The sequence below is a fragment of the Metaclostridioides mangenotii genome, assembly GCF_017873185.1.
GTDB classification, from domain to species: Bacteria; Bacillota; Clostridia; order Peptostreptococcales; family Peptostreptococcaceae; genus Metaclostridioides; species Metaclostridioides mangenotii.
Genome location: NZ_JAGGJX010000004.1, coordinates 79,927 through 103,269, shown reverse-complemented (window position 1 = coordinate 103,269; position 23,343 = coordinate 79,927). Strand labels below are relative to the sequence as shown.

At 32.0% G+C, this 23,343-nt stretch carries 25 protein-coding genes and 3 riboswitches; of the genes, 14 read left to right on the top strand and 11 right to left on the bottom strand.

The features are described from left to right. Nucleotides 1-98: 98 nt before the first annotated feature. Together J2Z43_RS10275 and J2Z43_RS10270 are read left to right on the top strand one after the other, a co-directional pair. The gene (locus J2Z43_RS10275; protein ID WP_209457118.1) at nucleotides 99-593 is read left to right on the top strand and encodes a sigma-70 family RNA polymerase sigma factor; all 495 of its coding nucleotides are present in this window, start codon (nucleotides 99-101) and stop codon (nucleotides 591-593) included. A gap of 1 nt (nucleotide 594) precedes the next feature. Further along, on the top strand, nucleotides 595-1,446 hold the full coding sequence (locus tag J2Z43_RS10270) for an RsiV family protein (protein WP_209457117.1): 852 nt from the start codon (nucleotides 595-597) through the stop codon (nucleotides 1,444-1,446). Nucleotides 1,447-1,822: 376 nt separating this feature from the next. Here J2Z43_RS10270 and J2Z43_RS10265 read toward each other — a convergent pair whose 3' ends face one another. The 3 genes from J2Z43_RS10265 to pdxS all read right to left on the bottom strand — a co-directional run bounded on the left by J2Z43_RS10265 (nucleotide 1,823) and on the right by pdxS (nucleotide 3,866). Further along, nucleotides 1,823-2,167, bottom strand: coding sequence for a RidA family protein (locus J2Z43_RS10265; protein WP_209457116.1), 345 nt, complete (start codon nucleotides 2,165-2,167; stop codon nucleotides 1,823-1,825). Nucleotides 2,168-2,293: 126 nt separating this feature from the next. Then, the gene (locus J2Z43_RS10260) at nucleotides 2,294-2,887 is read right to left on the bottom strand and encodes a DedA family protein (RefSeq protein ID WP_209457115.1); all 594 of its coding nucleotides are present in this window, start codon (nucleotides 2,885-2,887) and stop codon (nucleotides 2,294-2,296) included. A gap of 100 nt (nucleotides 2,888-2,987) precedes the next feature. Continuing rightward, nucleotides 2,988-3,866, bottom strand: coding sequence for a pyridoxal 5'-phosphate synthase lyase subunit PdxS (pdxS, locus tag J2Z43_RS10255; RefSeq protein ID WP_209457114.1), 879 nt, complete (start codon nucleotides 3,864-3,866; stop codon nucleotides 2,988-2,990). Nucleotides 3,867-4,235: 369 nt separating this feature from the next. Between pdxS and J2Z43_RS10250 the strand changes: the two genes are divergently transcribed. The 8 genes from J2Z43_RS10250 to J2Z43_RS10215 all read left to right on the top strand — a co-directional run bounded on the left by J2Z43_RS10250 (nucleotide 4,236) and on the right by J2Z43_RS10215 (nucleotide 11,044). Then, complete coding sequence (locus J2Z43_RS10250) at nucleotides 4,236-5,075, top strand: histidinol-phosphatase HisJ family protein (RefSeq protein ID WP_209457113.1); 840 nt, start codon at nucleotides 4,236-4,238, stop codon at nucleotides 5,073-5,075. A gap of 282 nt (nucleotides 5,076-5,357) precedes the next feature. Beyond that, entirely contained in the window at nucleotides 5,358-5,747 is a 390-nt protein-coding gene (gene mscL, locus J2Z43_RS10245; protein ID WP_327786958.1) for a large conductance mechanosensitive channel protein MscL, read from the top strand. Nucleotides 5,748-5,827: 80 nt separating this feature from the next. Next, a riboswitch (TPP riboswitch) is annotated at nucleotides 5,828-5,939 on the top strand. 143 nt (nucleotides 5,940-6,082) lie between these two features. Next, nucleotides 6,083-7,384, top strand: coding sequence for a phosphomethylpyrimidine synthase ThiC (gene thiC / locus J2Z43_RS10240; RefSeq protein WP_209457112.1), 1,302 nt, complete (start codon nucleotides 6,083-6,085; stop codon nucleotides 7,382-7,384). Nucleotides 7,385-7,460: 76 nt separating this feature from the next. Continuing rightward, nucleotides 7,461-7,652, top strand: coding sequence for a sulfur carrier protein ThiS (gene thiS / locus J2Z43_RS10235; protein ID WP_209457111.1), 192 nt, complete (start codon nucleotides 7,461-7,463; stop codon nucleotides 7,650-7,652). A 1-nt stretch (nucleotide 7,653) separates the two neighbouring features. Then, nucleotides 7,654-8,475, top strand: coding sequence for a sulfur carrier protein ThiS adenylyltransferase ThiF (gene thiF, locus J2Z43_RS10230; RefSeq protein ID WP_209457110.1), 822 nt, complete (start codon nucleotides 7,654-7,656; stop codon nucleotides 8,473-8,475). A gap of 20 nt (nucleotides 8,476-8,495) precedes the next feature. Then, nucleotides 8,496-9,266 (top strand): thiazole synthase, encoded by a 771-nt coding sequence (locus tag J2Z43_RS10225; RefSeq protein WP_209457109.1) that lies wholly within the window; start codon nucleotides 8,496-8,498, stop codon nucleotides 9,264-9,266. 45 nt (nucleotides 9,267-9,311) lie between these two features. After that, entirely contained in the window at nucleotides 9,312-10,415 is a 1,104-nt protein-coding gene (gene thiH, locus J2Z43_RS10220) for a 2-iminoacetate synthase ThiH (protein ID WP_209457108.1), read from the top strand. Continuing rightward, a complete protein-coding gene (locus J2Z43_RS10215) occupies nucleotides 10,415-11,044 on the top strand; it encodes a thiamine phosphate synthase (RefSeq protein WP_209457107.1) in 630 nt (209 codons plus the stop codon). The genes thiH and J2Z43_RS10215 overlap by 1 nt, the downstream gene beginning before the upstream one ends. A 150-nt stretch (nucleotides 11,045-11,194) precedes the next feature. Here J2Z43_RS10215 and nadA read toward each other — a convergent pair whose 3' ends face one another. The 3 genes from nadA to nadB are packed head-to-tail and all read right to left on the bottom strand — an operon-like array spanning nucleotide 11,195 to nucleotide 14,652. After that, the gene (gene nadA / locus J2Z43_RS10210) at nucleotides 11,195-12,292 is read right to left on the bottom strand and encodes a quinolinate synthase NadA (protein ID WP_209457106.1); all 1,098 of its coding nucleotides are present in this window, start codon (nucleotides 12,290-12,292) and stop codon (nucleotides 11,195-11,197) included. Further along, a complete protein-coding gene (gene nadC, locus J2Z43_RS10205; RefSeq protein ID WP_209457105.1) occupies nucleotides 12,280-13,134 on the bottom strand; it encodes a carboxylating nicotinate-nucleotide diphosphorylase in 855 nt (284 codons plus the stop codon). The genes nadA and nadC overlap by 13 nt, the downstream gene beginning before the upstream one ends. 6 nt (nucleotides 13,135-13,140) lie before the next feature. Then, on the bottom strand, nucleotides 13,141-14,652 hold the full coding sequence (gene nadB, locus J2Z43_RS10200) for an L-aspartate oxidase (protein ID WP_209457104.1): 1,512 nt from the start codon (nucleotides 14,650-14,652) through the stop codon (nucleotides 13,141-13,143). A gap of 346 nt (nucleotides 14,653-14,998) precedes the next feature. After that, a riboswitch (guanidine-I (ykkC/yxkD leader) is annotated at nucleotides 14,999-15,094 on the top strand. A gap of 52 nt (nucleotides 15,095-15,146) precedes the next feature. Between nadB and J2Z43_RS10195 the strand changes: the two genes are divergently transcribed. Then, complete coding sequence (locus J2Z43_RS10195; protein ID WP_209457103.1) at nucleotides 15,147-15,491, top strand: DMT family transporter; 345 nt, start codon at nucleotides 15,147-15,149, stop codon at nucleotides 15,489-15,491. Beyond that, entirely contained in the window at nucleotides 15,491-15,805 is a 315-nt protein-coding gene (locus J2Z43_RS10190) for a DMT family transporter (protein ID WP_234926353.1), read from the top strand. The genes J2Z43_RS10195 and J2Z43_RS10190 overlap by 1 nt, the downstream gene beginning before the upstream one ends. A gap of 85 nt (nucleotides 15,806-15,890) precedes the next feature. Here the strand turns inward: J2Z43_RS10190 and J2Z43_RS10185 are convergent, their stop codons facing one another. Next, complete coding sequence (locus J2Z43_RS10185; protein ID WP_209457102.1) at nucleotides 15,891-16,403, bottom strand: folate family ECF transporter S component; 513 nt, start codon at nucleotides 16,401-16,403, stop codon at nucleotides 15,891-15,893. 54 nt (nucleotides 16,404-16,457) lie between these two features. After that, nucleotides 16,458-16,536, bottom strand: a riboswitch (ZMP/ZTP riboswitch). 236 nt (nucleotides 16,537-16,772) lie between these two features. On the opposite strand from J2Z43_RS10185, the gene J2Z43_RS10180 reads away from it, so the two are divergent. Beyond that, nucleotides 16,773-18,059, top strand: a complete 1,287-nt coding sequence (locus J2Z43_RS10180) for a transcriptional regulator (protein ID WP_209457101.1) — start codon at nucleotides 16,773-16,775, stop codon at nucleotides 18,057-18,059. A gap of 107 nt (nucleotides 18,060-18,166) precedes the next feature. Here the strand turns inward: J2Z43_RS10180 and J2Z43_RS10175 are convergent, their stop codons facing one another. From J2Z43_RS10175 to J2Z43_RS10165, 3 genes are read right to left on the bottom strand one after another with little or no spacing between them, the layout of a single operon-like run. After that, nucleotides 18,167-19,480 (bottom strand): amidohydrolase, encoded by a 1,314-nt coding sequence (locus J2Z43_RS10175; RefSeq protein ID WP_209457100.1) that lies wholly within the window; start codon nucleotides 19,478-19,480, stop codon nucleotides 18,167-18,169. A gap of 24 nt (nucleotides 19,481-19,504) precedes the next feature. Beyond that, on the bottom strand, nucleotides 19,505-19,975 hold the full coding sequence (locus J2Z43_RS10170; RefSeq protein WP_209457099.1) for a hypothetical protein: 471 nt from the start codon (nucleotides 19,973-19,975) through the stop codon (nucleotides 19,505-19,507). 2 nt (nucleotides 19,976-19,977) lie between these two features. Then, nucleotides 19,978-20,823 (bottom strand): DUF3100 domain-containing protein, encoded by an 846-nt coding sequence (locus J2Z43_RS10165; RefSeq protein ID WP_209457098.1) that lies wholly within the window; start codon nucleotides 20,821-20,823, stop codon nucleotides 19,978-19,980. 285 nt (nucleotides 20,824-21,108) lie between these two features. On the opposite strand from J2Z43_RS10165, the gene J2Z43_RS10160 reads away from it, so the two are divergent. Continuing rightward, on the top strand, nucleotides 21,109-21,993 hold the full coding sequence (locus J2Z43_RS10160; protein ID WP_209457097.1) for a DMT family transporter: 885 nt from the start codon (nucleotides 21,109-21,111) through the stop codon (nucleotides 21,991-21,993). 33 nt (nucleotides 21,994-22,026) lie between these two features. Here the strand turns inward: J2Z43_RS10160 and J2Z43_RS10155 are convergent, their stop codons facing one another. Then, on the bottom strand, nucleotides 22,027-23,283 hold the full coding sequence (locus J2Z43_RS10155; protein WP_234926352.1) for a voltage-gated chloride channel family protein: 1,257 nt from the start codon (nucleotides 23,281-23,283) through the stop codon (nucleotides 22,027-22,029). Nucleotides 23,284-23,343: the final 60 nt, after the last annotated feature.

Genomic DNA, 23,343 nt, shown 5'->3' with positions numbered 1-23,343 from the left:
AAAATATATGTTTTTTTAAAACTTTTACATGCAAATTTGGCGTCTAATAAATAAGTGTTATAAAATGTACTAAGATTTATGGAAGAGAGGTTAAAAAAGTGTTTAAAACTCTAAAAAGAAAGAAAGTAGAAGAGTTTATAATAGAAAATCGTGAAAATTTTTATAGAGTAGCATACAGCTATGTGAGAAATGAGCAAGATGCCCTCGATATTATACAAGATTCTATATATAAAGCATTAAACTCTGTAGAAAAATTAAAGGAAATTAAATTTATAAAAACGTGGTTTTATAGAATAGTTGTAAACTGTAGCATTGATTACTTGAGAAAAAATAAGAAATACAGTAATTTTTTGGAAGTAGAGCAATTGGAAAAAATTGAATGCTACGAAGATTATACTAATTTAGATCTAAAAAAGAATCTGGATGACCTCCCAGAAAAATATCGAATTATAATAGTACTCAGATTCTTTGAAGATTTAAAGATAGAAGAGATTGCAAAGATATTGGATGAAAATGTTAATACAGTTAAGACGCGACTATATCATGGTTTGAAAAAATTAAGAGTAAATATAGAAAGTGAAAGGAGAAGTTAGTATGAGTGATAAGAGGTTAAATGAACTAAAAAACGAGTATATGAGCACTCCAATACCAGAAAACTTATATTCGATCATTGAAGATCAAATAAAAAGTAGTAGGGTAAAAGGAAAAAAGTCCCCAAAATTTAAAAGAAGATTTAGCGTAGCATTAGCATCTGTCTTAACTATAGTTGTATTAATAAATGTAAGCCCAATATTTGCAGAAACTATATCGAAAGTACCTGTATTATCACAACTAGTAAAGCTCGTTATAGTTAAAGAATATAAAATAAAAGAAGGCAATAGTGAAGCAAATATAAAGGTGCCAGCAATAGAGGGATTAGATGATAAAGATTTAGAAAAAAGAATAAATAAAAGTTTTATTAGTGAAGGGAAGGCATTATATGATGATCTATCAAAAGAGATAAACTTAGATCAAGGAGCTTATAAATATGTAAATACAGATTATATTATAAAGAGCGAAACGAAAGATAGATTATCTATAGAAAGAGAAAGATTGGAAATTCAGGCTTCTTCATATACAACAAAAAAACATTATAATATAGACAAAAATAAAAAGATTGTATTAACACTTCCTATGCTATTCAAAAATGATAAGTATATTGAGGTTATAAGTAAAAATATAAAAGAGCAGATGAAATCTCAAATGAAAAAAGATAGCAACAAAGTATATTTTATTGATCTAAGCGATAATGAGATGGATAGTTTTGACAAGATTGATAAGAATCAAGATTTTTATATAAATGATAAGAATCAGTTAGTGATATCATTTGATGAATATGAAGTTGCACCAGGATATATGGGAGCTGTCGAGTTTGTTATTCCGGATGCTATTTTAAGCGGGTTATAGGAATTTATAATAATAAAGTCTTATATATTTAAAACATGCTTAATTTGTTGTATAAGTAAAATTAAATATAATAATAATTATATTTACATTTAACCTAAAGTGAGATATACTGAATATCAGTGGGAGCTTGCATTAATTGCAAGTATACGCTAGCCCTAAAAGCCATCTATTTTATAGATGGCTTTTTTATTCAATAAAATATGGCTTAATAATTTTTTTAAATTAGTTATGAGATACGCCAAATAAATCCTTCTTCATTAATATTATAAATTTTAAGTTTATAATAAAAAAATAGTGAACATCATTAGATGCTCACTATAAAAATACTTTATATTTATATTTTCATTAAGTTCTACTTCAAGGCTTATCTAGGTAACTATTTAACTGCAGCAACTATAGTTATTTCAACTAATAAGCTTTCTCTAGCCATTCTAGCTTCAACACAAGCTCTTGCAGGTTCGTTTCCGTCTTCTATCCACGCATCCCAAACTGAGTTCATGTCTGCGAAATCTTTCATATCTCTCAAATATATATTAGCTGATAATATATGATTTTTATCAGAACCGTATTTATTTAATAGATCTTCAACTTTCTTTAAAACTTCTTCAGTTTGTTCTTTCACATCTCCTTCAGCATGAGTTTGTCCACATAGGTAAACTGTGTTGTTGTGTACAACAGCTCTACTCATTCTTCCAGTTCCTTCATATCTTTTGATTTCCATATACACAATACCTCCTATTTAATAACTAATAAAATTATAATACAAAAACACAGATTATTCTAGCATTATAAGTTATATTATAATAAACTTTAAATTTAAAGTACTTTCATTGTGAATTTTTAAGTTCTATTTATTGCGGTAGTTATCACACAGTTTTTTTATAAGCCATATAATAACTATTGCTAATATTAATGCCAACAATACTTCTATTGTGAGATATTGTAGGCTAAATAGTTCACTTATAAAAGTTCCACCAGTTATTAATAGACAGTTCCATATAAATATACCTATAGTTGAAAATATTACGAATTCTGCTAAATTCATCCTTGCCACACCAGCGACAAGAGATATAGCTGTTCTCGCTAAAGGGACGAATCTTGTTAATAGAACCGATATTTTACTGTATCTCCTCATAAAATTGTTTGAAGCTGAAATTGATTTCTTAGTCTTTGGAAATTTGTTTACTACATATTTAACAACTTTTTCTCCAAAATAATAGCCTATCCAATAGTTTAATAATGAACCAATTAGTCCTGCTAAAGTCGATAATAAAATAAGTGAAAATATATCTATATTGTATTTTTTACCTACAACCCCTACCATTGGTAGTATTATTTCACTTGGAATAGGGAAGTTAGCGTACTCAAGAAATACTAAGATAAATATACTTACTACTCCATAGCTGTTTACAAAGTTCTCTATAATAATATTTAAATCCATAATTACATCTCCTAGATAAATATTTCCACACTATTTATATATTAATGTATATAAAATAATATATTATAGAGAAGTAAAAATCAAATAAATTTTCAATGAATTACCAGCCTCTAACAGCTAATTTTTCTTCTTCTTGAAGAGATGATACTGAAATTCCGCTCATCGCACCGCCAAGATCTTTTGATATCTCTGCCAGAAACTTTGAATTATTATAGTTTATAACAGCCTTGACTATAGCTTCTGCTCTTTTCTGTGGATTGTCAGACTTAAATATACCCGATCCAACAAATACACCGTCACAACCAAGCTGCATCATAAGAGCAGCATCTGCGGGAGTTGCTATTCCACCAGCGGCAAAATTTACGACCGGTAACTTTTTATTTTTATTTACATATCTAATTAATTCATAAGGGGCTCCCAGTTCTTTTGCAGAATTCATAAGCTCATCTTCTTCAAGTGAGGTTATTTTTTTAATATCTGCAGTCATAGTTTTCATATGTGTTACTGCTTCAACTACATCGCCAGTTCCAGCTTCTCCTTTAGTTCTTATCATAGAAGCACCTTCACCAATTCTCCTAAGAGCTTCACCGAGATTTCTAGCACCACAAACAAATGGTACTTTAAAATCATTTTTATTTACATGATATGTTTTATCAGCTGGAGTCAATACTTCACTTTCATCTATAAAATCTATTTCTAAGGCTTCAAGAATTTGAGCTTCGACGAAATGCCCTATTCTAACTTTTGCCATAACAGGTATACTTACAGCTTCTTGAATTTTTTGTATCATGCTTGGATCAGACATTCTAGCAACGCCGCCATCTTTTCTTATATCTGAAGGTACTCTTTCGAGTGCCATTACAGCGCAAGCTCCTGCATTTTGAGCAATTAAAGCTTCTTCAACATTTGTTACATCCATTATTACCCCACCTTTAAACATTTGAGCCACGTTTTTGTCTATTTCATATCTATTACTCATAATTACCTCCAAAATTTAATTTTATAGTAAATGTGATTGCAATCAATTGATTAAATATTAGTATAAAGGCTTTTTTAATTCAATAAAATTGGTTTAATTTGGGACTTTATAAGCATTGTACCGAAACAATGTGGGGTAAATTTTGCTTAGAATTAATACTATGTGTATTTACTAATAAAAAGTATAAATAGATAATTAAACTATAAAGTTTAATAAAATAGTGTTAAGTCTTTAATATAACAGGAATATTTGTTGGAATAGATAAATTAGTTTAACACTATTAACTGCGGATTAACTTTGTTTTTATATAGCTTTAACAAATATCAAATAAAATAAAATTAAGATAGTATTTAGGAGAGGGGAGTATATATGAATAAAGCAGATAGTCATGTTCATACACGTTTTTCAAATGATGGGAGAGATCATATCTATAAAATGATAGAAAGAGCGATAGACCTTGGAGTAAAATATTTAACTTTGACAGATCATTTAGAATACAATAAGGATAAATTTAGCCTGGATTTCAACAACTATATAAACAAAATAATAGAGTGCAAAGAAAAATATAAAAATAAAATTAATTTATTTACAGGAGTTGAAGTTGGATACCAAAGAGTTGTTAAAGAGGAAATTGACGTTATTATAAACTCTTATCCATTTGATTATGTCTTGTGTTCAACACACACAATAGACAATAAACATGTCAGTAGAGATGAGTACTTTGAAAATTTGACTCAATTAGAATCGTATACAAAGTACTACGAGAGCATTGTAAGCACTGTAAGAGAATATAACAACTTTGATATTTATGGTCATTTAGATTATGTAAGAAGATATGGACAATACAGAAAAAGTAAATATGTTTACGACGACTACAAAAATATATTAGATGAAGTATTAAAAGAAATATTGTCAGCGGGAAAAGGTATAGAGATAAACACATCAGGTTACAGGTATAAGGTAGATTCGACACATCCTAGTATTGAAGTTTTAAAAAGATATAAAGAACTTGGAGGGGAGCTAATAACAATAGGTTCAGATGCGCATAGATCAGAAGATATATGTCGTGATTTTGATAAGGTTTATGAGATTTTAAATTATATTGGATATAAATATACATGTATATACGAGGATAGAAAGCCTAAATTCTTGAAAATTGCGGAAAAGTTCATTAATGTAGGTGAAGAGACAATTAAACACATAGTATAAATGAATTATGTAAAAAGCTTCACCCAAAATTTTGATTGATTAAATTCTAATTTACAGAATTTAAAAGAACTTGCACATCTAAATTTGTGTAGAGCAGTTCAATAATTACTTACTTTATTGAATCAAGGTTTGGGGTGTGGTTTTTTATTTTCTCGATTTGAAATTATAAATAGGATTATTGGGTTCAGTTTAGGGTAAAAAAATAAAGATATTATTATGTTATAATATTATGAACAAAGTTATTATAACATTACTTATACAATTTTTTGTTGGAGGAATAAAATGAAACAAATGATGCGAGAATTTAAAGAATTTGCACTAAAGGGAAATGTAGTAGACCTTGCAGTCGGGGTTGTTATTGGAGGTGCTTTTGGAAAGATAGTATCGTCGCTTGTCGATAATATTATAATGCCGCTGATTGGAGTGTTACTTGGCGGTTTAGACTTCACAAATTTATCTATAATAGTGGGTGATTCTGCTATTAAATACGGAATATTTATTCAATCTGTTATAGACTTTTTAATTATAGCATTTTCAATATTTATATTTATTAAGGTTTCGACTTCACTTATGAAGAAAAAAGAGGTTGTAGAGGATGTCAGACCTGAGGTAAATCATACAGAAGAGTATTTAAAAGAAATAAGAAATTTATTGAAAGAACAAAACAAATAAACACTACTAAAAAATTATTATGTTGAATTAATGATTTTACTGTGATAAACTTAACCTATAAAAAATCATATATGATTTAGACGAATAGCTAGGGGCGCTATGATTGGATAGCTGAGAGATAAAGCCGTAACTTACAAACCCTAAGAACCTGATCAAGATAATGCTTGCGAAGGGAAGCTCATAAGACTTTTATGATACGGATTTTTCTCAAACTCTAGGACTATTTATATTGAGTGTTTTTAGATTTATCCAAATTAATTTGAGTGTATAAGTGCTTTCCTGAACAAGGATAAGCACTTTTTTGTTTTTAAAATATAAAATTTGGAGGAAATAATATGAATTACACTACACAAATGGATGCAGCAAGAAAAGGAATAGTTACTAAAGAGATGAAAGAAGTATCTAAGAAAGAGCAGATGGATGTAAGAGAACTTATGGAGCTTATGGCGAAGGGGCAAATAGTTATACCAGCAAACAAAAACCATAAATCTTTAAGTGCAGAAGGTGTGGGTAAAAATCTGAGAACTAAGATAAATGTAAATCTTGGTATATCTAGAGATTGCAAGGATGTTGAAGTAGAGCTTGAAAAAGTTAGAACAGCAATTGACATGAAGGCAGAGGCTATTATGGACCTTAGCAATTACGGTAAGACTAGGGAGTTTAGAGAAAAAGTAGTGGATATGTCACCTGCTATGATTGGATCGGTGCCAATGTACGATGCAATTGGATATTTAGATAAAGAACTAAAAGATATTACAGAAGAGGAATTTTTAAGTGTCATCGAGCAACATGCTATAGATGGGGTTGATTTTATAACTATACATGCTGGTTTAACTAGAGATGTATGCAAAAAAATTAGAAATCATCAGAGACTTACTCATATAGTTTCGAGAGGTGGATCTTTATTATTTGCATGGATGGAATTGAATGATAAGGAAAATCCTATATACACTAATTTTGATAAAATACTTGATATTTGTGAGAAGCACGATGTAACTCTTAGCTTAGGTGATGCCTGTAGACCTGGATCTATTGCTGACTCTACTGACACAGTACAAGTACAAGAGCTAGTGAACCTAGGTGAACTTACTAAAAGAGCTTGGGAGAGAAATGTACAAGTTATGATAGAAGGACCGGGACATATGTCTATAGACGAGATTGAGGCAAATGTAGTCTTAGAGAAAAGATTGTGTCACGAAGCTCCATTCTATGTATTAGGACCTTTAGTAACTGATATCGCCCCTGGATACGATCATATAACTAGTGCTATAGGCGGTGCCGTTGCAAGTGCAAAAGGTGTTGATTTCTTATGCTACGTAACTCCCGCTGAACATCTTAGATTGCCTAATCTAGAGGATATGAAGGAAGGAATTATAGCTACAAAGATAGCAGCACATGCTGGTGATATAGCTAAAAACGTAAAAGGTGCCAGAGAGTGGGATAACAAAATGAGTAAAGCAAGGGCTGATTTAGACTGGTCTGAGATGTTTAAACTAGCAATTGATCCTGAAAAGGCAACTAGATACAGAGAAGAATCAAAACCAACTCACGAAGATAGTTGTACAATGTGTGGAAAGATGTGCTCAATGAGAACAGTCAAAAAGATATTGAATGATGAAGAATTTAGCTTAATATAGAGAAAATTATATAGAGAAAACTAACTATGTAGCTAAATTTTAATATATAAATAATTTTAAGATAGGAGGTGATTTCGTGAAGGTAAATGGAAAAGATGTAGAGTTCAAAGAGGGTACAACTATTTTAGACATATTGGAAAGCTATAAATTGAATAAAAACACAGTAGTTGTCGAGATAAACTTCGATATCTTAGAAGAAGAGCTTTATAGCTATATTGCGGACGAAGAAGATATCGTAGAAATAATCAGTTTTGTTGGGGGTGGATAAAATGGATATTTACATAAATGAAAACATAAAGACAGTTGACGACGGTATAACTGCATATGGTGTAAGAGATATTTTCAATGAAAACAGTGATGTGTTAGTGATAAATGGGTTTCCAATAAAGGAAGATACGAAATTAAGAGATAATGATAGGGTTACTCTTATCCAGAGAGGTGTAATTCCATCTGATGAAGAGCTTGAAAGTTTGATGATTGCAAGACATACGCCCAATGTACACAGGAAGCTGAAGCAGAGTAAAGTCGTTATACTTGGATTAGGAGGTCTGGGATCAAATATAGCTATCTCTCTTTCTAGAATAGGGGTAGGAGAATTAGTATTAGTAGATTACGATGTAGTTGAACCGTCCAATTTGAATAGACAACAGTATTTTATAGACGATATCGGTAAGAACAAAACAACAGCAATGAAGGAAAATATTAATAAAATAAATCCTTTTATAGGAATTGAAACGTTAAATATATTTGTGGATAAAGAATTTCTTGATACAAAGAGAAGAAGTGGATTTTTCAACGATGTAGATATAATAATTGAAGCTTTTGATGATTCCAAGTGTAAAGCTGTGATATGCAACTATGTACTTACTCAAATAAGTGAAAAATACCTTATAGCATCCTCTGGAATGGCAGGATATTATGACTCTAATATAATAACGACAAAAAAGATAAGGGATAGGTTTTATATATGCGGAGATTATGTAAATGAAGCTAAATTTGGTGAAGGGCTAATGGCTCCAAGGGTAGCTATATGTGCAAATCACATGGCAAATTTAGCTGTACAAATTATAGTTGAAGAAATATACAAATAATTTCTATAGGAGGAAATGCAATGGATAAATTAGTTTTAGGCGGTTATGAATTTAGCAGTAGACTTTTAGTTGGAACCGGTAAGTATGGATCGAATGAAATAATTCCGGAAGTTATAGAAGCGAGTGGCAGTGAAATTATAACTATGGCTTTAAGAAGAGTTGATCTAGATAATGAAAAAGAAAACATACTTACATACATACCAAAAGATATAAAAATACTTCCCAACACATCTGGGGCAACTAATGCCAATGAGGCGGTCAGGATAGCTAGAATATCACGAAAAATGGGTTGCGGAGATTTCATAAAAATAGAAGTTATATCAGATACTAGATACCTACTTCCAGATAATGAAGAGACTATAAAGGCTACAAGAATTCTAGCAGATGAAGGTTTTGTAGTGTTACCTTATATGTCACCTGATTTATACGCAGGAAGAAATTTGATAGAAGCAGGGGCAGCTGCTGTTATGCCACTTGGCGCTCCAATCGGTTCAAATAGAGGACTCCAAATGAAGGAAATGATTAAAATTATGATTTCAGAATTGAATATTCCAATAATAGTCGATGCAGGAATTGGAAAACCATCTCAAGCAATGGAAGCTATGGAGATGGGAGCGGATGCGGTTTTGGTTAACACTGCAATCGCATCTGCCAGCAATCCAGTTAGAATGGCTAAGGCATTTAAATATGCTGTGGAGGGTGGAAGAGATGCGTATATTGCAAAAACCGGAGCTGTTTCGGAGCTTGCCAGTGCGTCATCTCCGTTAACTGGATTTTTATCTGAAGCATAGAAGTAATAATTTCTGACTGTATGAAAATTAGGAAGGGTGAACAGTTTGAGTTTTTATGAAGTTATAGATAAGTATAGAGATTTTGAATTTAGCGACTACTTTGACAAGGTTTCAGATTCGGATATACTCAGAAGTTTGGATAAAGATAAGTTAGATAACCTTGATTTACTAAATTTGCTATCACCAAGGGCTAGAAAACATCTAGAGCCTATGGCACAAAAGGCTAATAAGTTGGCTATGCAGTATATGGGTAAAACTGTATGTTTGTACACTCCTATGTACATAGCGAATTATTGCATTAATGAGTGTGTATACTGTGGATACAATATAAAAAGCGGTATAAAGAGAAAAAAATTGAATATGGAAGAGATCGAAAGAGAAGGGAAATCCATTTCGCAGGAAGGATTTAAGCATATCTTAGTTTTGACCGGTGAAAGCGAATACCATTCAAGTATAGAGTATATTGGCGATGCAGTAGCTCTTTTATCTAAAAAGTTTCCTTCGATAGGTATAGAGGTATATCCGATGGAAGTAGATGGTTATAAGCATCTTGTTTATAAGGGTGCAGATAGCTTAACTGTTTATCAAGAAACATATAACGAAGATGTGTACAAAGAAGTACATTTAAATGGTCCCAAGGCTGATTTTAAGTTTAGACTCGATGCACCTGAAAGAGGTGCTATAGCTGGAATGAGGAGTCTATCTGTTGGAGCACTTTTAGGATTAAGTGAATTTAGAAAAGATGCGTTTTTCACAATGCTCCATGGTGAATATTTAAAGACTAACTACCCACATTTAGAGTTGGCGTATTCAGCACCGAGAATAAAGCCGTTTAAAGGTTCTTTTGAAGGTATAGTAGAAGTAAGTGATGTAAATTTATATCAAGTCATGACGTGTATGAGATTATTTGATCCACACTCAGCACTTAACGTATCAACAAGAGAAAATTTAGAGTTTAGAAAACATTTGATGCCTTTAGGAGTAACAAAACTAAGTGCAAGCGTTACTACCGATGTTGGAGGACATTCACAGGATGAGCACGATACAGCTCAATTTGAGATTGAAGAAGATTGTAAAATTAGCGATGTAGATAATATGTTAAAATCTATAGGTTACCAATATGTATTTAAAGATTGGGAGAGATTTTGATGTATTTAATAACAAATAGACATCTTTGCAGTAGGGAAAGGTATTTTGAGGTTATAAAAGAAGCTGTAAATTGTGGAGTAGAGAATATTATTATAAGAGAGAAAGATTTATCTGATAAAGACTTAGAGAATCTATGTTTAGAAATAAGAGATATCTTTGATAAATTATTCTTCAAATGCAAAGAAGTGAAGGCTAACTTTATTATAAACAGCAATACAAGCTTATATGAAAAGCTGGATTTCGATGGAATTCACCTGCCATTTAGTCTATTCTCGGATCTAATAGAAAGAGAGTATCATTTTAAACGCAGTAAAATATTGGGGCTATCTCTTCATAGTGTTGATGAAGTTAGAAAATTAAATGATATTGTAAATAAGACAGGAATTAAAGTGAACTATATAACGCTATCTCATATATACGAAACAAATTGTAAAATAGGTCTAGAAGCAAAGGGATTAAATCTGTTAAAAGACTCAAGAAAGCTTACAGATATCAAAATAGTAGCTTTGGGTGGAATTCTACCATCAAATGTATCGGAAGTATTAAGATACAGTGATGATTTTGCAGTAATGTCCACAATTATGGAATCCGAAAATATTAGAAAAACTATTTCCGATTATAAAGTATAAAAAAATGGTGATTGACCTATCAAAACACATTGAACCATTGATATAAGCGACATTTAAATTGAGTAAATCTTAGAATAAATTTAATAGTATCTGTTATATTTGTAGTAGCGAAATCAATGAATTTAATGTGTTTTGAGTCAACCCTAACATTTAACTGAGTGATAACATTTGATCTAAAGCTTTTAATGCTGAAACTTTAATTTTATCTTCTACAATAATTTGATTTTTTACATTGTTGTTTAATATATTATCTATTGCCCAAGCTAGGTGGGGAAGTTCAATTCTATTCATAGTAGCACATGGACATGATATAGGATTGAGAGAATATACATTTTTATCAGGGTATTTCTCGATCATACGCCCAACTAGGTTGTTGTCCGTTCCTATTGCCCAGCTAGTACCAGGGGCTGCATTTTCTACAGCATTTAATATATTGTTTGTTGAGCCATGGGAATCTGAAAGTTTAACCACATCATGTGAACACTCAGAGTGAACAATAATATTTATATCAGGATGATTTTCCCTCATATTTTTAACATGATCAGGAGTAAATTGTTGATGAACAGCGCAGAATCCATCCCATAGTATTACTTTGCAATTTTCTATTTTGCCATCATATTGTAGTTCTTCAGATATAAAATCCCAAGTGGCCATATCATCTAGAGAAATACCTAAACTATTGGCAACATTACGACCTAAGTGTTGATCAGGCATGAAGAAAACTTTTTTACCTTGATTTAATGCCCATGTAATAATATTTTCTGCATTGCCAGATGTTACAGTAGCACCACCATGATCTCCTACAAAAGCTTTTACTGCAGCAGTTGAATTAATATATGTTAAAGGTAGAATATCACCAAAGACTTCAGTTAATTTATTCCATGCTAACTCTAGATCAGCTTCATCTACCATGTCTGCCATCGTACATCCTGCATCTAAATCTGGTAGAATAACTTTTTGGAAGTCTTCAGTCAACATATCTGCTGTCTCAGCCATAAAATGAACACCGCAGAAAATAATATACTCAGCTTTTTTATTTTTAGCAGCAGATTGTGCTAACTGAAGTGAGTCTCCAGTTTCATCTGCAAATTTTACTACTTCATCTTTTTGATAATGGTGAGATAACAATAATAAACGATCTCCAAGAGTTTCTTTAGCTTTTGATATTCTCTGTTCTAGCTCTTCCTTTGAAGCTTCTAAATAATATGTTGGTAAGGTATTTTCTGTTGATAGTTTTACGGTCTCCATATCTTATCTCCTTTTATATTATTAAAACTAATGTCTAACGCTTTGATTGAGTGGGTTAAAAATCCAAGCGATATATAATCAGCATTAGTTCCCTTATATGAATTTATATTCTGAAGAGTAATTCCTCCCGATATTTCGGTAGTTATATGTGCTGGGACATATTTAGCAAATTCTTTTACCTCTTCTGGAGTTCTATTGTCAAACATGATTACATCTACTGCTGAATTAACTGCTTGTTTAACTTGATCTAATCTTTCTACTTCGACTTCAATTTTCACCATATGCCCTATTTTATCTCTGACTTTTTCTACCGCTTGTTGAATACCGCCTGCGTAAGCAATATGATTGTCCTTTAACATAACGCCATCGTAAAGTCCAACTCTGTGGTTATATCCGCCACCCATTCGAACTGAGTATTTATCAAACATTCTAAGACCTGGAGCCGTTTTACGTGTATCGCATATCCTAATATTTGGGTCGTCTAAAGTTTTAACTGCTTGAGCTGTAACAGTCGAAATACCGCTCATTCGTTGCATTAAATTTAATATAACACGTTCACCAGTCAATAGAGATTGCACTGAACCAGATGCTACACCTATAGTTTCACCTGCTTTAACAGTTTCACCATCAAACTTATGGGGTGTAAAAGAAGCTTGTCCTCCTAGGATCTCATAAACAATATTCGGAATATCGATTCCACTTACAATACCATCTTGCTTTGCAATAAAAATACCATCATCTTTATCGTTTTTATCAAAAATTGAGTTGGTAGATAAATCACCACTGCCAATGTCTTCTAATAAGAATTCATTAATTTTTTCCTTTGCTAAAAGTAAATTCATTGTTGTTTAAATTCCTTTCGTAATGTAGTGAGCACCTATACTTTCTTTTCTCTTGAGTGCAGCTTTAGCAATAAGCTGTGCGATTAAACAAAGGTTTTGGCATTCGAAATTTTCTTTGTTTAAATATTTATCACTTATTGGAGATAAAAAGTCGTAATTGGATAACCAATCTAAAAAAGAGGCTATATTTTCTTCAGAGCGAGTAATACCTATATTTTCCCAAGATCTTTGTTGTAGCTCAATTATATTGGGCAAATTAACACTTTTTTCAGTAGAAGCTCCATTTCTACAATTATATGCTTTACTTGAATTGATTTTCTGGTGACAATAAGGATTAATTGTATCAATATCATTAATTCTATCCAGAATTGTTTTTGATGTCGCTTCTGCAAAAACAATAGCCTCCAACAGTGAATTACTAGCTAGGCGATTTGCACCATGTACACCTGTACATGCCGTTTCTCCGATAGCAAATAAATTCTTTATTGAAGTTTCTCCATTTAAATCGGTTTTGATTCCACCCATAAAGAAATGAGCTCCAGGATGAACAGGTATCCGCTTAGTTTCTTCAAATGGAATATTATGTTTCTTTAGATTTTCAGTGATAGCAGGGAATCTTTCTTTAAAATTAGGTATACCAGAAATATCTAAGAAAACCTTTTCACCACTATGGATTTCCGATGATATTTCTCTACTGACCACATCTCTAGGCGCTAGATCCTCAAATTCATGTTTTCCTTTCATGACTCTGCTGCCATCTTCTCTTACAAGAGTTGCTCCTTCACCACGAACAGCTTCAGAAATTAGTCCGTAACAACTATGATCAATTGAAAGTAGTGTTGGATGAAATTGGACAAACTCCATATCTTTCAACTCACATCCAGCACGATATGCTATAGCTATTCCATCACCAGTTATTGTTTTAGAATTAGAGGTAAGAGGGTACATTTGACCAATTCCGCCAGTAGCTAAAATCACGTAATCAGAATAAAGTAATTCAATTTCATTTTTAGAATTGAGTATTTTAACGCCAAAGCAGGTATTGTCTTTAGAGAGTATCTCTACAACTGCTGTGTTTTCTTTTATCTCCACATTTCGTAAATTACAGTGCAAAAAAGATGTCATTTTATTCCCTGTTTTATCACCGCCAATATGAAGTATACGAGGTCTTTTGTGAGCTCCCTCAAGTCCGTATGAAAAAGCACCATCTGAACATTTATCAAAATCCATACCTGAATCTATAAGATTTTGCAGCACTTTAGGTCCTTTTGTTACAAGCTGCTTAAGGGCTTGGGAATCGTTGTAAAAACAACCAGCAGATAAAGAGTCTTCATAATGATCTCTTGAAGAATCGTTTTTATCTAAAGCTACGGCTATACCACCTTGAGCCAACATGGAATTTGAATCAGTTATAGTTTTCTTTGTTAAAATAGTAACGATAAAGTTACGTTGAAGTAGGTTTGCAGCCATAGATCCAGCAATACCGCTACCGATTATTAACACTCTTTTCTTTTGCAAATTTTTTCACCACCCAAATATTTAATTGACATACTTAAAAAATAAATTTGCATCTTAAGTATATATTTTACACAAAATAGTACAAAAAACAAGGGAATTTAAGCAATTTAAGCCGCAAAATATTGTCTATTTTTTATCAATAAATATATTGTATATTTAGCATTTTTAATAAAAATTATACTAAAATTACGAAAGCAAGTAGATAACTATGTTTTAAAAGATTCTGGAACTAAATAGATAAAAAATTAACAATCATAAACGATGATTTATATCGAAGCATTATTAAGTATTGTAAAAAATTTCAAAGTTATTGACCACTTTAAGATTTTGTGATATATTACAATGACTTAAAGATTTCTAGGGTTCCGTTTGCTTTGCAAAGCTGGTCCGAGAGAGATCGCAAACGATAGTTTGTACACGGAAGGATAAAAGCCTGGGAGTTATTTTATAATCCCTAGGCTTTTTTATTTTGCAAATTTAGAGGGGGTATTAATATGAAGATAAATCCGTGGGGGAAAATTATTATAGGTGCAGTATTTGAAATTTTGTGGGTTATAGGTTTAAAATACTCTGGGAGCATATTAGAGTATTTATTAACCGGTATAGCTATTTTCGGAAGTTTCTATTTTTTGATTAATGCTTCAAAAGAGCTTCCAGTAGGTACAGCTTACTCTGTTTTTGTGGGGTTAGGTACATTTGGAAGTACATTATCTGAAATTATTTTATTTGGTCAGACAGTAGTTCCTTTAAAGCTATTGTTCACAGCTACACTACTTATGGGTGTTATAGGCCTTAAGGTTGAAGAAGATATGCGTGTAAGAAAGGAGCTTGAAGAATAATGTATTGGTTTGCACTCGTTACATCTGGACTCTTCGAAATGCTTGGAGTTACTATGATGGGAAAATTAAAAGAAAATAGAAGCAAAAAAAATATTTTTCTTCTTATTCTATTCTTTATTGCAAGTTTTTCTCTTTTGAGTTATGTTATGAATTACCTTCCAATGGCTACTGCATATGCAATATGGACCGGTATAGGTTCTTTTGGTGGTGCTTTAGTAGGAATTATATATTTTAAAGAATCGAAATCATTTTTAAGAATATTATTTATATGCGTTATACTACTTAGCGTGATTGCCCTAAAATTAATATCTTAGTACAGCTATATAAGAAAATAAATAATTTAAAATTACAATTTCTATCAAACTTTGGGTTCTTTCTGAACCCAAAGTTTGAATATTGCTAGATTAATGTATTATCTGATTGAGTATCTACAACTCTATATGCAATCAACCAAATTGTGATCACTTTTACTGGGAACATTGCCACGTTTTGAACTATCTTATTAGGTAATAAGGCTAAATATCCTTTCCCAGTTATCATATAAAACCAATATGTTCCAAGTAGTATACTTATAAAAATATTTATAATTGCTACAGCACAACAAACCCTCCATAATTTTTTAGGTTTTTTGTATAAAAATATTCCATATACTAATCCTGATAGAAATGCTGACAGTGTGAATCCTGGAAAATATGGGGCTGATCCGAATAGTACTGCGCCTAAAATGTCGCTAATAGCTGATCCAACTCCAGTATATAGAGGACCAAACATAATGCCTGCAATCGCAATTGGTAAAAATGAGAATCCTATCCTAACAATCGGTGTATTGATGGATAAAAAACGCGATAATACAATCTGTAACGCGATTAAAATTCCCATAATAACCATTCTCTTAACTCTACTTCTTATCATTGAAAAATTCTCCTTTTGAATTAATTATAAACACAAAAAAAGCCAATCAATCTAGGCTTTTGCCCAGACGGTCGGCTAATAATTGCTATACTTCATGTGGTCAATTCCACTTCCGTCAGTTGTATAACTATTAATAAAATAGCAATTTAATATATATTTGTCAAGTTTACGTTAAGTTATATTTAAATTTTATGTGACATAAAAAGAGAATATATAGTATTAAATTTAAATAATCCCTTGATTTTCTAAAATAGAAAGTTGAAGGGGTTATCCTATTGCTTCATAAAAATGATTTTATTAATACAATATGTTGTAATATACGCTGTATTAAGTGATAATAATAATGTGGTAAGATAGGGAGGGCTTAATATGAAATTAGGAATTGTCGGTCCAGAAGACTCAGGTGTGATAATAAAAGAATGCCTTAGTAATTTAGATTTGGGATTAGAGATAAATTTATATATAAGAGAAAAAGTACATCAAGCTATTGAAGTTATGGAGATATGTGATAAAGAATGCGATGCGTTTATTTTCACTGGCTGTGGAGTATATGAGGCAATTAATGCAAAGTATGAATTAAAGAAGCCGCATTCATTTGTTTCAAGAGGTGGGACAAGCATTACAAAAGCTTTGTGGGAAGTCAATAACGATAATATTATATACGATAAGTTTAGTCTAGATGTTGTAGAAAAAGAGGAGTTAGTCGACACTCTAACTGAATTAAATATAGATATTGAGAGAGTATATTCAAAGCCGTTTTCAAGTGAAACACATGAGGATAAGTATGTTAAGTGGCATATTGATTTATATGAAAATAATAAAATAGATTTAATGTTAACAGGATTTGGCGGAGTATATAATGAATTGAAAAAATTAGGTTACCCAGTTTATAGACTTCAAGCAACGGTTCCGGCAATTAAAGCTAGCTATGAAAAGATTAATAGTAGATATAAGTTGAACAAGGCTAAAAATTCTCAAATAGCAGTCGAGGTGCTGAGGCTTATCGAATATGGTGAAGAAAAAGAAAAGTACTATTCGGATATGATTAAGATGGCGGAGATAGATAAAAAAGTAATAGAGTATGTCAAAGAGTTACAAGGAGCGATATTCAAATTTGGACGTGATGAATATGTAGTATTTGCACATAAAGGTGCTGCAGAAAATATAGATAACTACAATATGTTATGGGATTTGAAAAATAGTATAAAATCTATGGGATTTGTTTTGTGTACAGGAATAGGCATTGGGTTTACGGCGTACCAAGCGGAGACTAATGCGTATAAATCAGCTAAACGCAGTGAAAGCTCTAATAATAAAGATGTATTTTTAATAGATGAAAAAGAAAATTTGAAAGGGCCGTTAAAATCCAAAAAACAATTAGATTATTCTATAGCCTCTACTGATAAGAATGTTATTGAGATTTCGGAAAAAACAGGTCTGAGTAGTGAATCTGTATCAAAGATCATATCAATAAATAAAATTAGACAGAGTAAGGTTTACGATGCTAAAGAATTTGCCGATTATCTAGATATAAGTGAAAGAAGCGCTAGACGTATATTAAATAAAATAGTATCTGCTAATTTTGGCAAAATATATGCAAAAGAGAGTAGCAATGGAGTGGGAAGACCAAGGCACTTGATCGAAATACTATTTTAATAATTTACTGTATTACAAAGAGAATGCTCAAAGATAAAAAATCACCGAGCATCCTCTTTTTAGATTATTATATAAATGTAATTTAGACTTTTTTATACGTATTTATTTTATAATGTTTTATCGTATTCAGATAAAAATTCTAAGTACTCTTCTTTTGACATTGCAGGAGTAAAGTCTGCTAATATTTCATTGGCTACTTTGGCATTGTCAAATAATAGATCTACAACAGTTAATGCCATTGCTTTTGCAGGAACTATATATGCTAGTTCCTCATCGATGATTTCATAATCTCTAGTGTGTAGAGCGCCTTTGACACCTGCTACCATTGGATGAAGAGTAGGCATTAAATGAGATATATCGCCAAAGTCAAATGAGCCTGTGAAGTCTCCGCCATCAACAATTTTATCGCTTTGAATACCGCATTCGATTAGATTGTTTCTAAATAGATCATCGAATTCATGGTATCTTATTATTGGTAAATATCCTGGTATTTCAGTTATTTTAACATCGGCACCGACAGCATATCCACCAGCTTTTAAAGCTCTGTTTACTTTCTCACTTGCATCTTTCATTCCGTCTATAGTTCTGGCTCTTACATATGATTCCATATGTACATCAGCAGGTACTACATTTACGATATCTCCACCTTTAGTTATAATTGGGTGGAATCTAACCCTTTCCTTTTCTTGGAAAGTTTCTCTAAGTGCATTAACGTTGTTTATAGCAAGCATTGCGGCATTAAGAGCATTTATTCCCTCATGTGGAGCTGAACCAGCATGTGATTCTTTTCCTATAAATTGAACCTTTTTACCTACAAATCCATTGCTTTCGGGTCCAACCAATGCAAGATCTCCGTTTAAATCAGATGAGTGGAACATCATAGACATATCTATATCATCAAAATGGCCCCTTTTAACAAGTTCTTGTTTTCCACCAAAATAAGTTATTTCACCATTATCTTTAAGTTGTTGTCTGTATTCTAACTCAATGAATTCTTCGGCAGGAGTAGCCATAAATGTGATTTTACCGGCTAAAGAGTCGAGTACACCACTTTTGATAAGACCGACTGCGGCACCAAGCATACCCGCTATTTGGTTGTTATGTCCACAAGTATGAGATGCACCTATATCATTGGCATCTTTATGATCTTTACATGAGATACCATCTAATTCACCTAGGATTGATATATGTGGACCAGTTTTATCACTGTTTACAGTTGCTTTACAGCCAGTTACAGCGATATTTTTTTCTACATCTAAGTTTAATTCTTCTTCTAAAAATTTAGATACTGATTCAGTAGTTTTAAATTCTTTATATCCGAACTCAGGATTTTCGTAGATACCACGACTAATTTCAGCTATTTTATCTTTATTATCATCAATAGTTTTGATAATTAATGATTTTATTTGTTCTTTATTCATAATACATTTCCTCCAAAATATTAATTATATTCTTCCTTGAAGTTTTAATACTACATGTGCTATAGTTGCACAGGCGAAGAAAATTGTTGTAAATACCAACATCGAAATCACAACAATTTTCCATGACATTTCTTTAAGCTGTTCTATTTTATTTCCAACTGATATACCAGCAAAAGCAAGTAGTGGAGTAGTTATTGCCATGAAGTTAACATTGTCTGTATTTTCTAGAAAAACCTCTGCAGTAGGGCTGTACGGCATACTAAGTAATAGACCTAATATAGTAGCGAATCCAAACGCAGGGAATATCGATTTAGGGAACAGATCTTTTAAAATCATAGCGGCCATAGCAGCAGCGATAACCATAATCATACCAGGTAGGGCTTTCATTACAGGTGTACCAAGACTTATTCTTTGTCCAAGAAGTATAATCGCTCCTACACATGTCATTACAAGTAGTTGATACGAGCTTCTTTTAAAATCTATTTTTCCAAACATAGCTATTCACCTTCCTCGACGTTTATTTTCTTTCTTTTCTTTCTTCCTAAAACCGGCTCTAATTTATCGTATAGGAAGTTAGTAAATGGTAGAGACACAAATACTAAAAATATTATTCCTGTAATGCTGGACATCATATTGCTTGTCGCTGCATATGAAAGTATAGTTTGTTCCATACCTTTTGGAACCATTGCAGAAAGTGATGCAGAAGCGGCTGTCATCATACTACCACTACCAACACCGCATGCCATACCTAAAGCATAGGGATGAAGTCCACTGTATATTGAGACTGATCCTAAAAAGCTGAAATATATAGTTCCCAAAACTGTACCCATAAGATATGTACCAAGTACACCGCTTCCCTCAGGTGAATTTATTCCGTATTTTTCAGAAATAACGCCAAGTGATGGCTCACGGCTAATACTTGCTGTAGCTCCGACAGCTTCTCTTTTCATACCAAATAATAGAGCTAGTGGAAGTGCGACAATTGGGGCAAGTATATGCCCAAATTCTTGAGCTATAAATGCTGGACCAGCTTGAACAATATTTTGTATATTTGGTCCAACTGTAGTCCCATATTTTATACCTAGCATAACTAGGGCAATACCAACGACTTCCCCAGCGATATTGATTTCTTTTTCATTAATAAATTTTTTAAATACAGGTATTTTTTTACCTAAAAGGTCAGGTGTTATTATAAGTCCAATTATAACTGCATACAACATTGGGAATAACGCCATAGTAAACGAACCTATACCTACATTTCTTTGACCTATAAATTCACAAATGATAACGATTACTGCGCATGTTAAAAACGCATTGATGAAGTACTTTTTGCTATTTTCCATATTCTCCTCCAAACTTTTTATTAATTTTGGGAAATGATTATTCCCCCTATAGAATACGATTTCCTATATATTAAGGACATAACCTAAACATGTCCTTAATATGAGGATAAGTTAAAAAATACTAATTGTCAATAATGTTTTCTCAAGATATGATTAATTTATTTTTTATCGGGTATAAATAGTAAGTTAAAACTTTTATATATTAAATTTTTGATAGATATTAATAAAATATACTATAATAATACTAAATGATTTAAAATTTTAGAAAGGATGTGAAGAAATGCTATGCTAGATATAATCAAATCAGATAGAGTAAAAGGAATTATATTTATAACAGCTTCAGCTTTGGGTTTTGCTTTAATGTCAGCTTTTGTAAAGCTTGCAGGTGATCTTCCAAACTTCCAAAAAGTATTTTTTAGAAACTTGGTTTCAGCAACCGTTGCGCTTTATCTAATTATGAAGCATAAGGGCAGTATGACTGGAAAAAAAGAGAATAGAAAGCTTCTTATATATAGATCGCTATTTGGGACATTGGGAGTTATTTTTAGCTTCTATGCAATTGACAAGTTGGTGCTATCAGATGCAAATATGATCAACAAATTAAGCCCGTTTCTTGTTATTATACTAAGCGCACTATTTTTAAAAGAAAAAATAAATGCTAAGCAGATAATATCTCTTGTGGTTGCATTTATAGGGTCTTTATTTATTATAAAACCAACATTTTCAGTAGATTTAGTACCGTACATAGTAGCTATATTAGGGGCATTATTTGCAGGTGCAGCGTATACATGTCTTAGGGTTTTGAGGGATAAAGAGGAGTACTATACAATAGTATTTTTCTTCTCAGTATTTTCTCTCGTGACAACTTTTCCAGCATTTATACTTGTATATAAGTCTATGACATGGTTGCAACTTGTATATCTGCTTTTAGCAGGAGCTTTTGCTAGTTTAGGTCAATTTGGAATAACTCTTGCATATAAATATGCACCAGCCAAAGAGATATCTATATTCGATTATACAAACATAATATTCTCAGCGATACTTAGTATTTTGCTTTTCAATCAATTTCCAGATACACTCAGTTTGCTTGGATACTTAATAGTATTTATTGCATCGTTTTATATGTTTTTATACAATAAAAAACTTGATAAAATTGAAGACAAGGATTAATATCCTTGTCTTCATAAATAAAATCTAAAGGTTTCAAGGCCCATTATCGTTGGTAAAGGTGCCTTTTTTTATTGAAATTATTTGTGATGAATAAATTCCTGAGTTGCCTGAGAATAAATAACTTATTACACATATTAAGAAAATGTATACTGCACCTTCAGATCCGAATAATTCAACGCCCATAATGAAGCAAGTTATTGGAGTGTTTGTAGCTCCAGTAAAAACCCCTATAAATCCAAGTGCAGCCAAAAATGCAGTAGGTAACATTAAAACTGTAGATAGAGTAGAACCAAATGTTGCACCTATTTCAAATAGCGGGGTAACCTCACCTCCCTGGAATCCAGCTCCTAGAGTAAAAGCAGTGAATACAAGTTTCCATAAAAACGCGAATACCTCTGAAGTTCCAGCAAAAGCTTGTTGAAGAAGAGGAAGGCTTAGTCCCAAGTAGTCTCTTGTTCCTACTAAAAAAGCTAGCAATATTATGACAATTCCACCTACAAATGATCTAATAACGGGGTCTGGCATCCATTTTATATAGAATTTTTTAATTATAATGATAGATCGGCTTAAAGCAAGGCCAACTATACCAAATGCAATACCTGCTGTTATCAATTTTATAACTAAGATTGAATTTAATTCTGGTATAACGCCAATGCTATAGTGCGTATGGTTAACCCCGTAGCTTAAAGTTACTATATTTGCAAAGAAAGCAGAGAGAAAACTCGGTACTAGCGCGTCATGTTTAATAAGTCCAAGTGACAAAACTTCAAGACCAAAGATAGTTCCAGCTAATGGAGTGCCAAAAACAGAGCTAAATCCAGCGCTTATACCGCATATAATTATTATTTTTCTGTCGAATTTATTGAGTTTAAAAATTTTACCAGTAAATTCAGCGACGGCACCACCCATTTGTACAGCAGTTCCTTCACGACCAGCTGACCCACCGAATAAATGAGTAACAAGTGTTCCAAAAAGTGTAAGAGGAACAAGTCTTAATGGTATATTTTCTTCCTCTCCATTGGCCTGTTCAATAATTAAATTATTGCCTTTAATGGCATTATTGCCAAATCTTTTATATAAGAAGGAGATAAATGCTCCTCCAAAAGGTAGCAAAAATAATAACCATCTATAATCGGTTTGCTTGATTGTGACAAAATCAAGACTAACTAGGAAAAATGCAGATAAAGAACCTACTATTATACCGACAACAAGTGAGACTATAAGCCATTTTATAAGGTAAAAAGTGATAGATTTTGCGTTGTTAATATATTCTTTGAAAACTAAATTCAAAAATTTCACCTCCTGATTTTAAAATAGACATTAAAAAACGCCTACTTAAATAGAGGAACC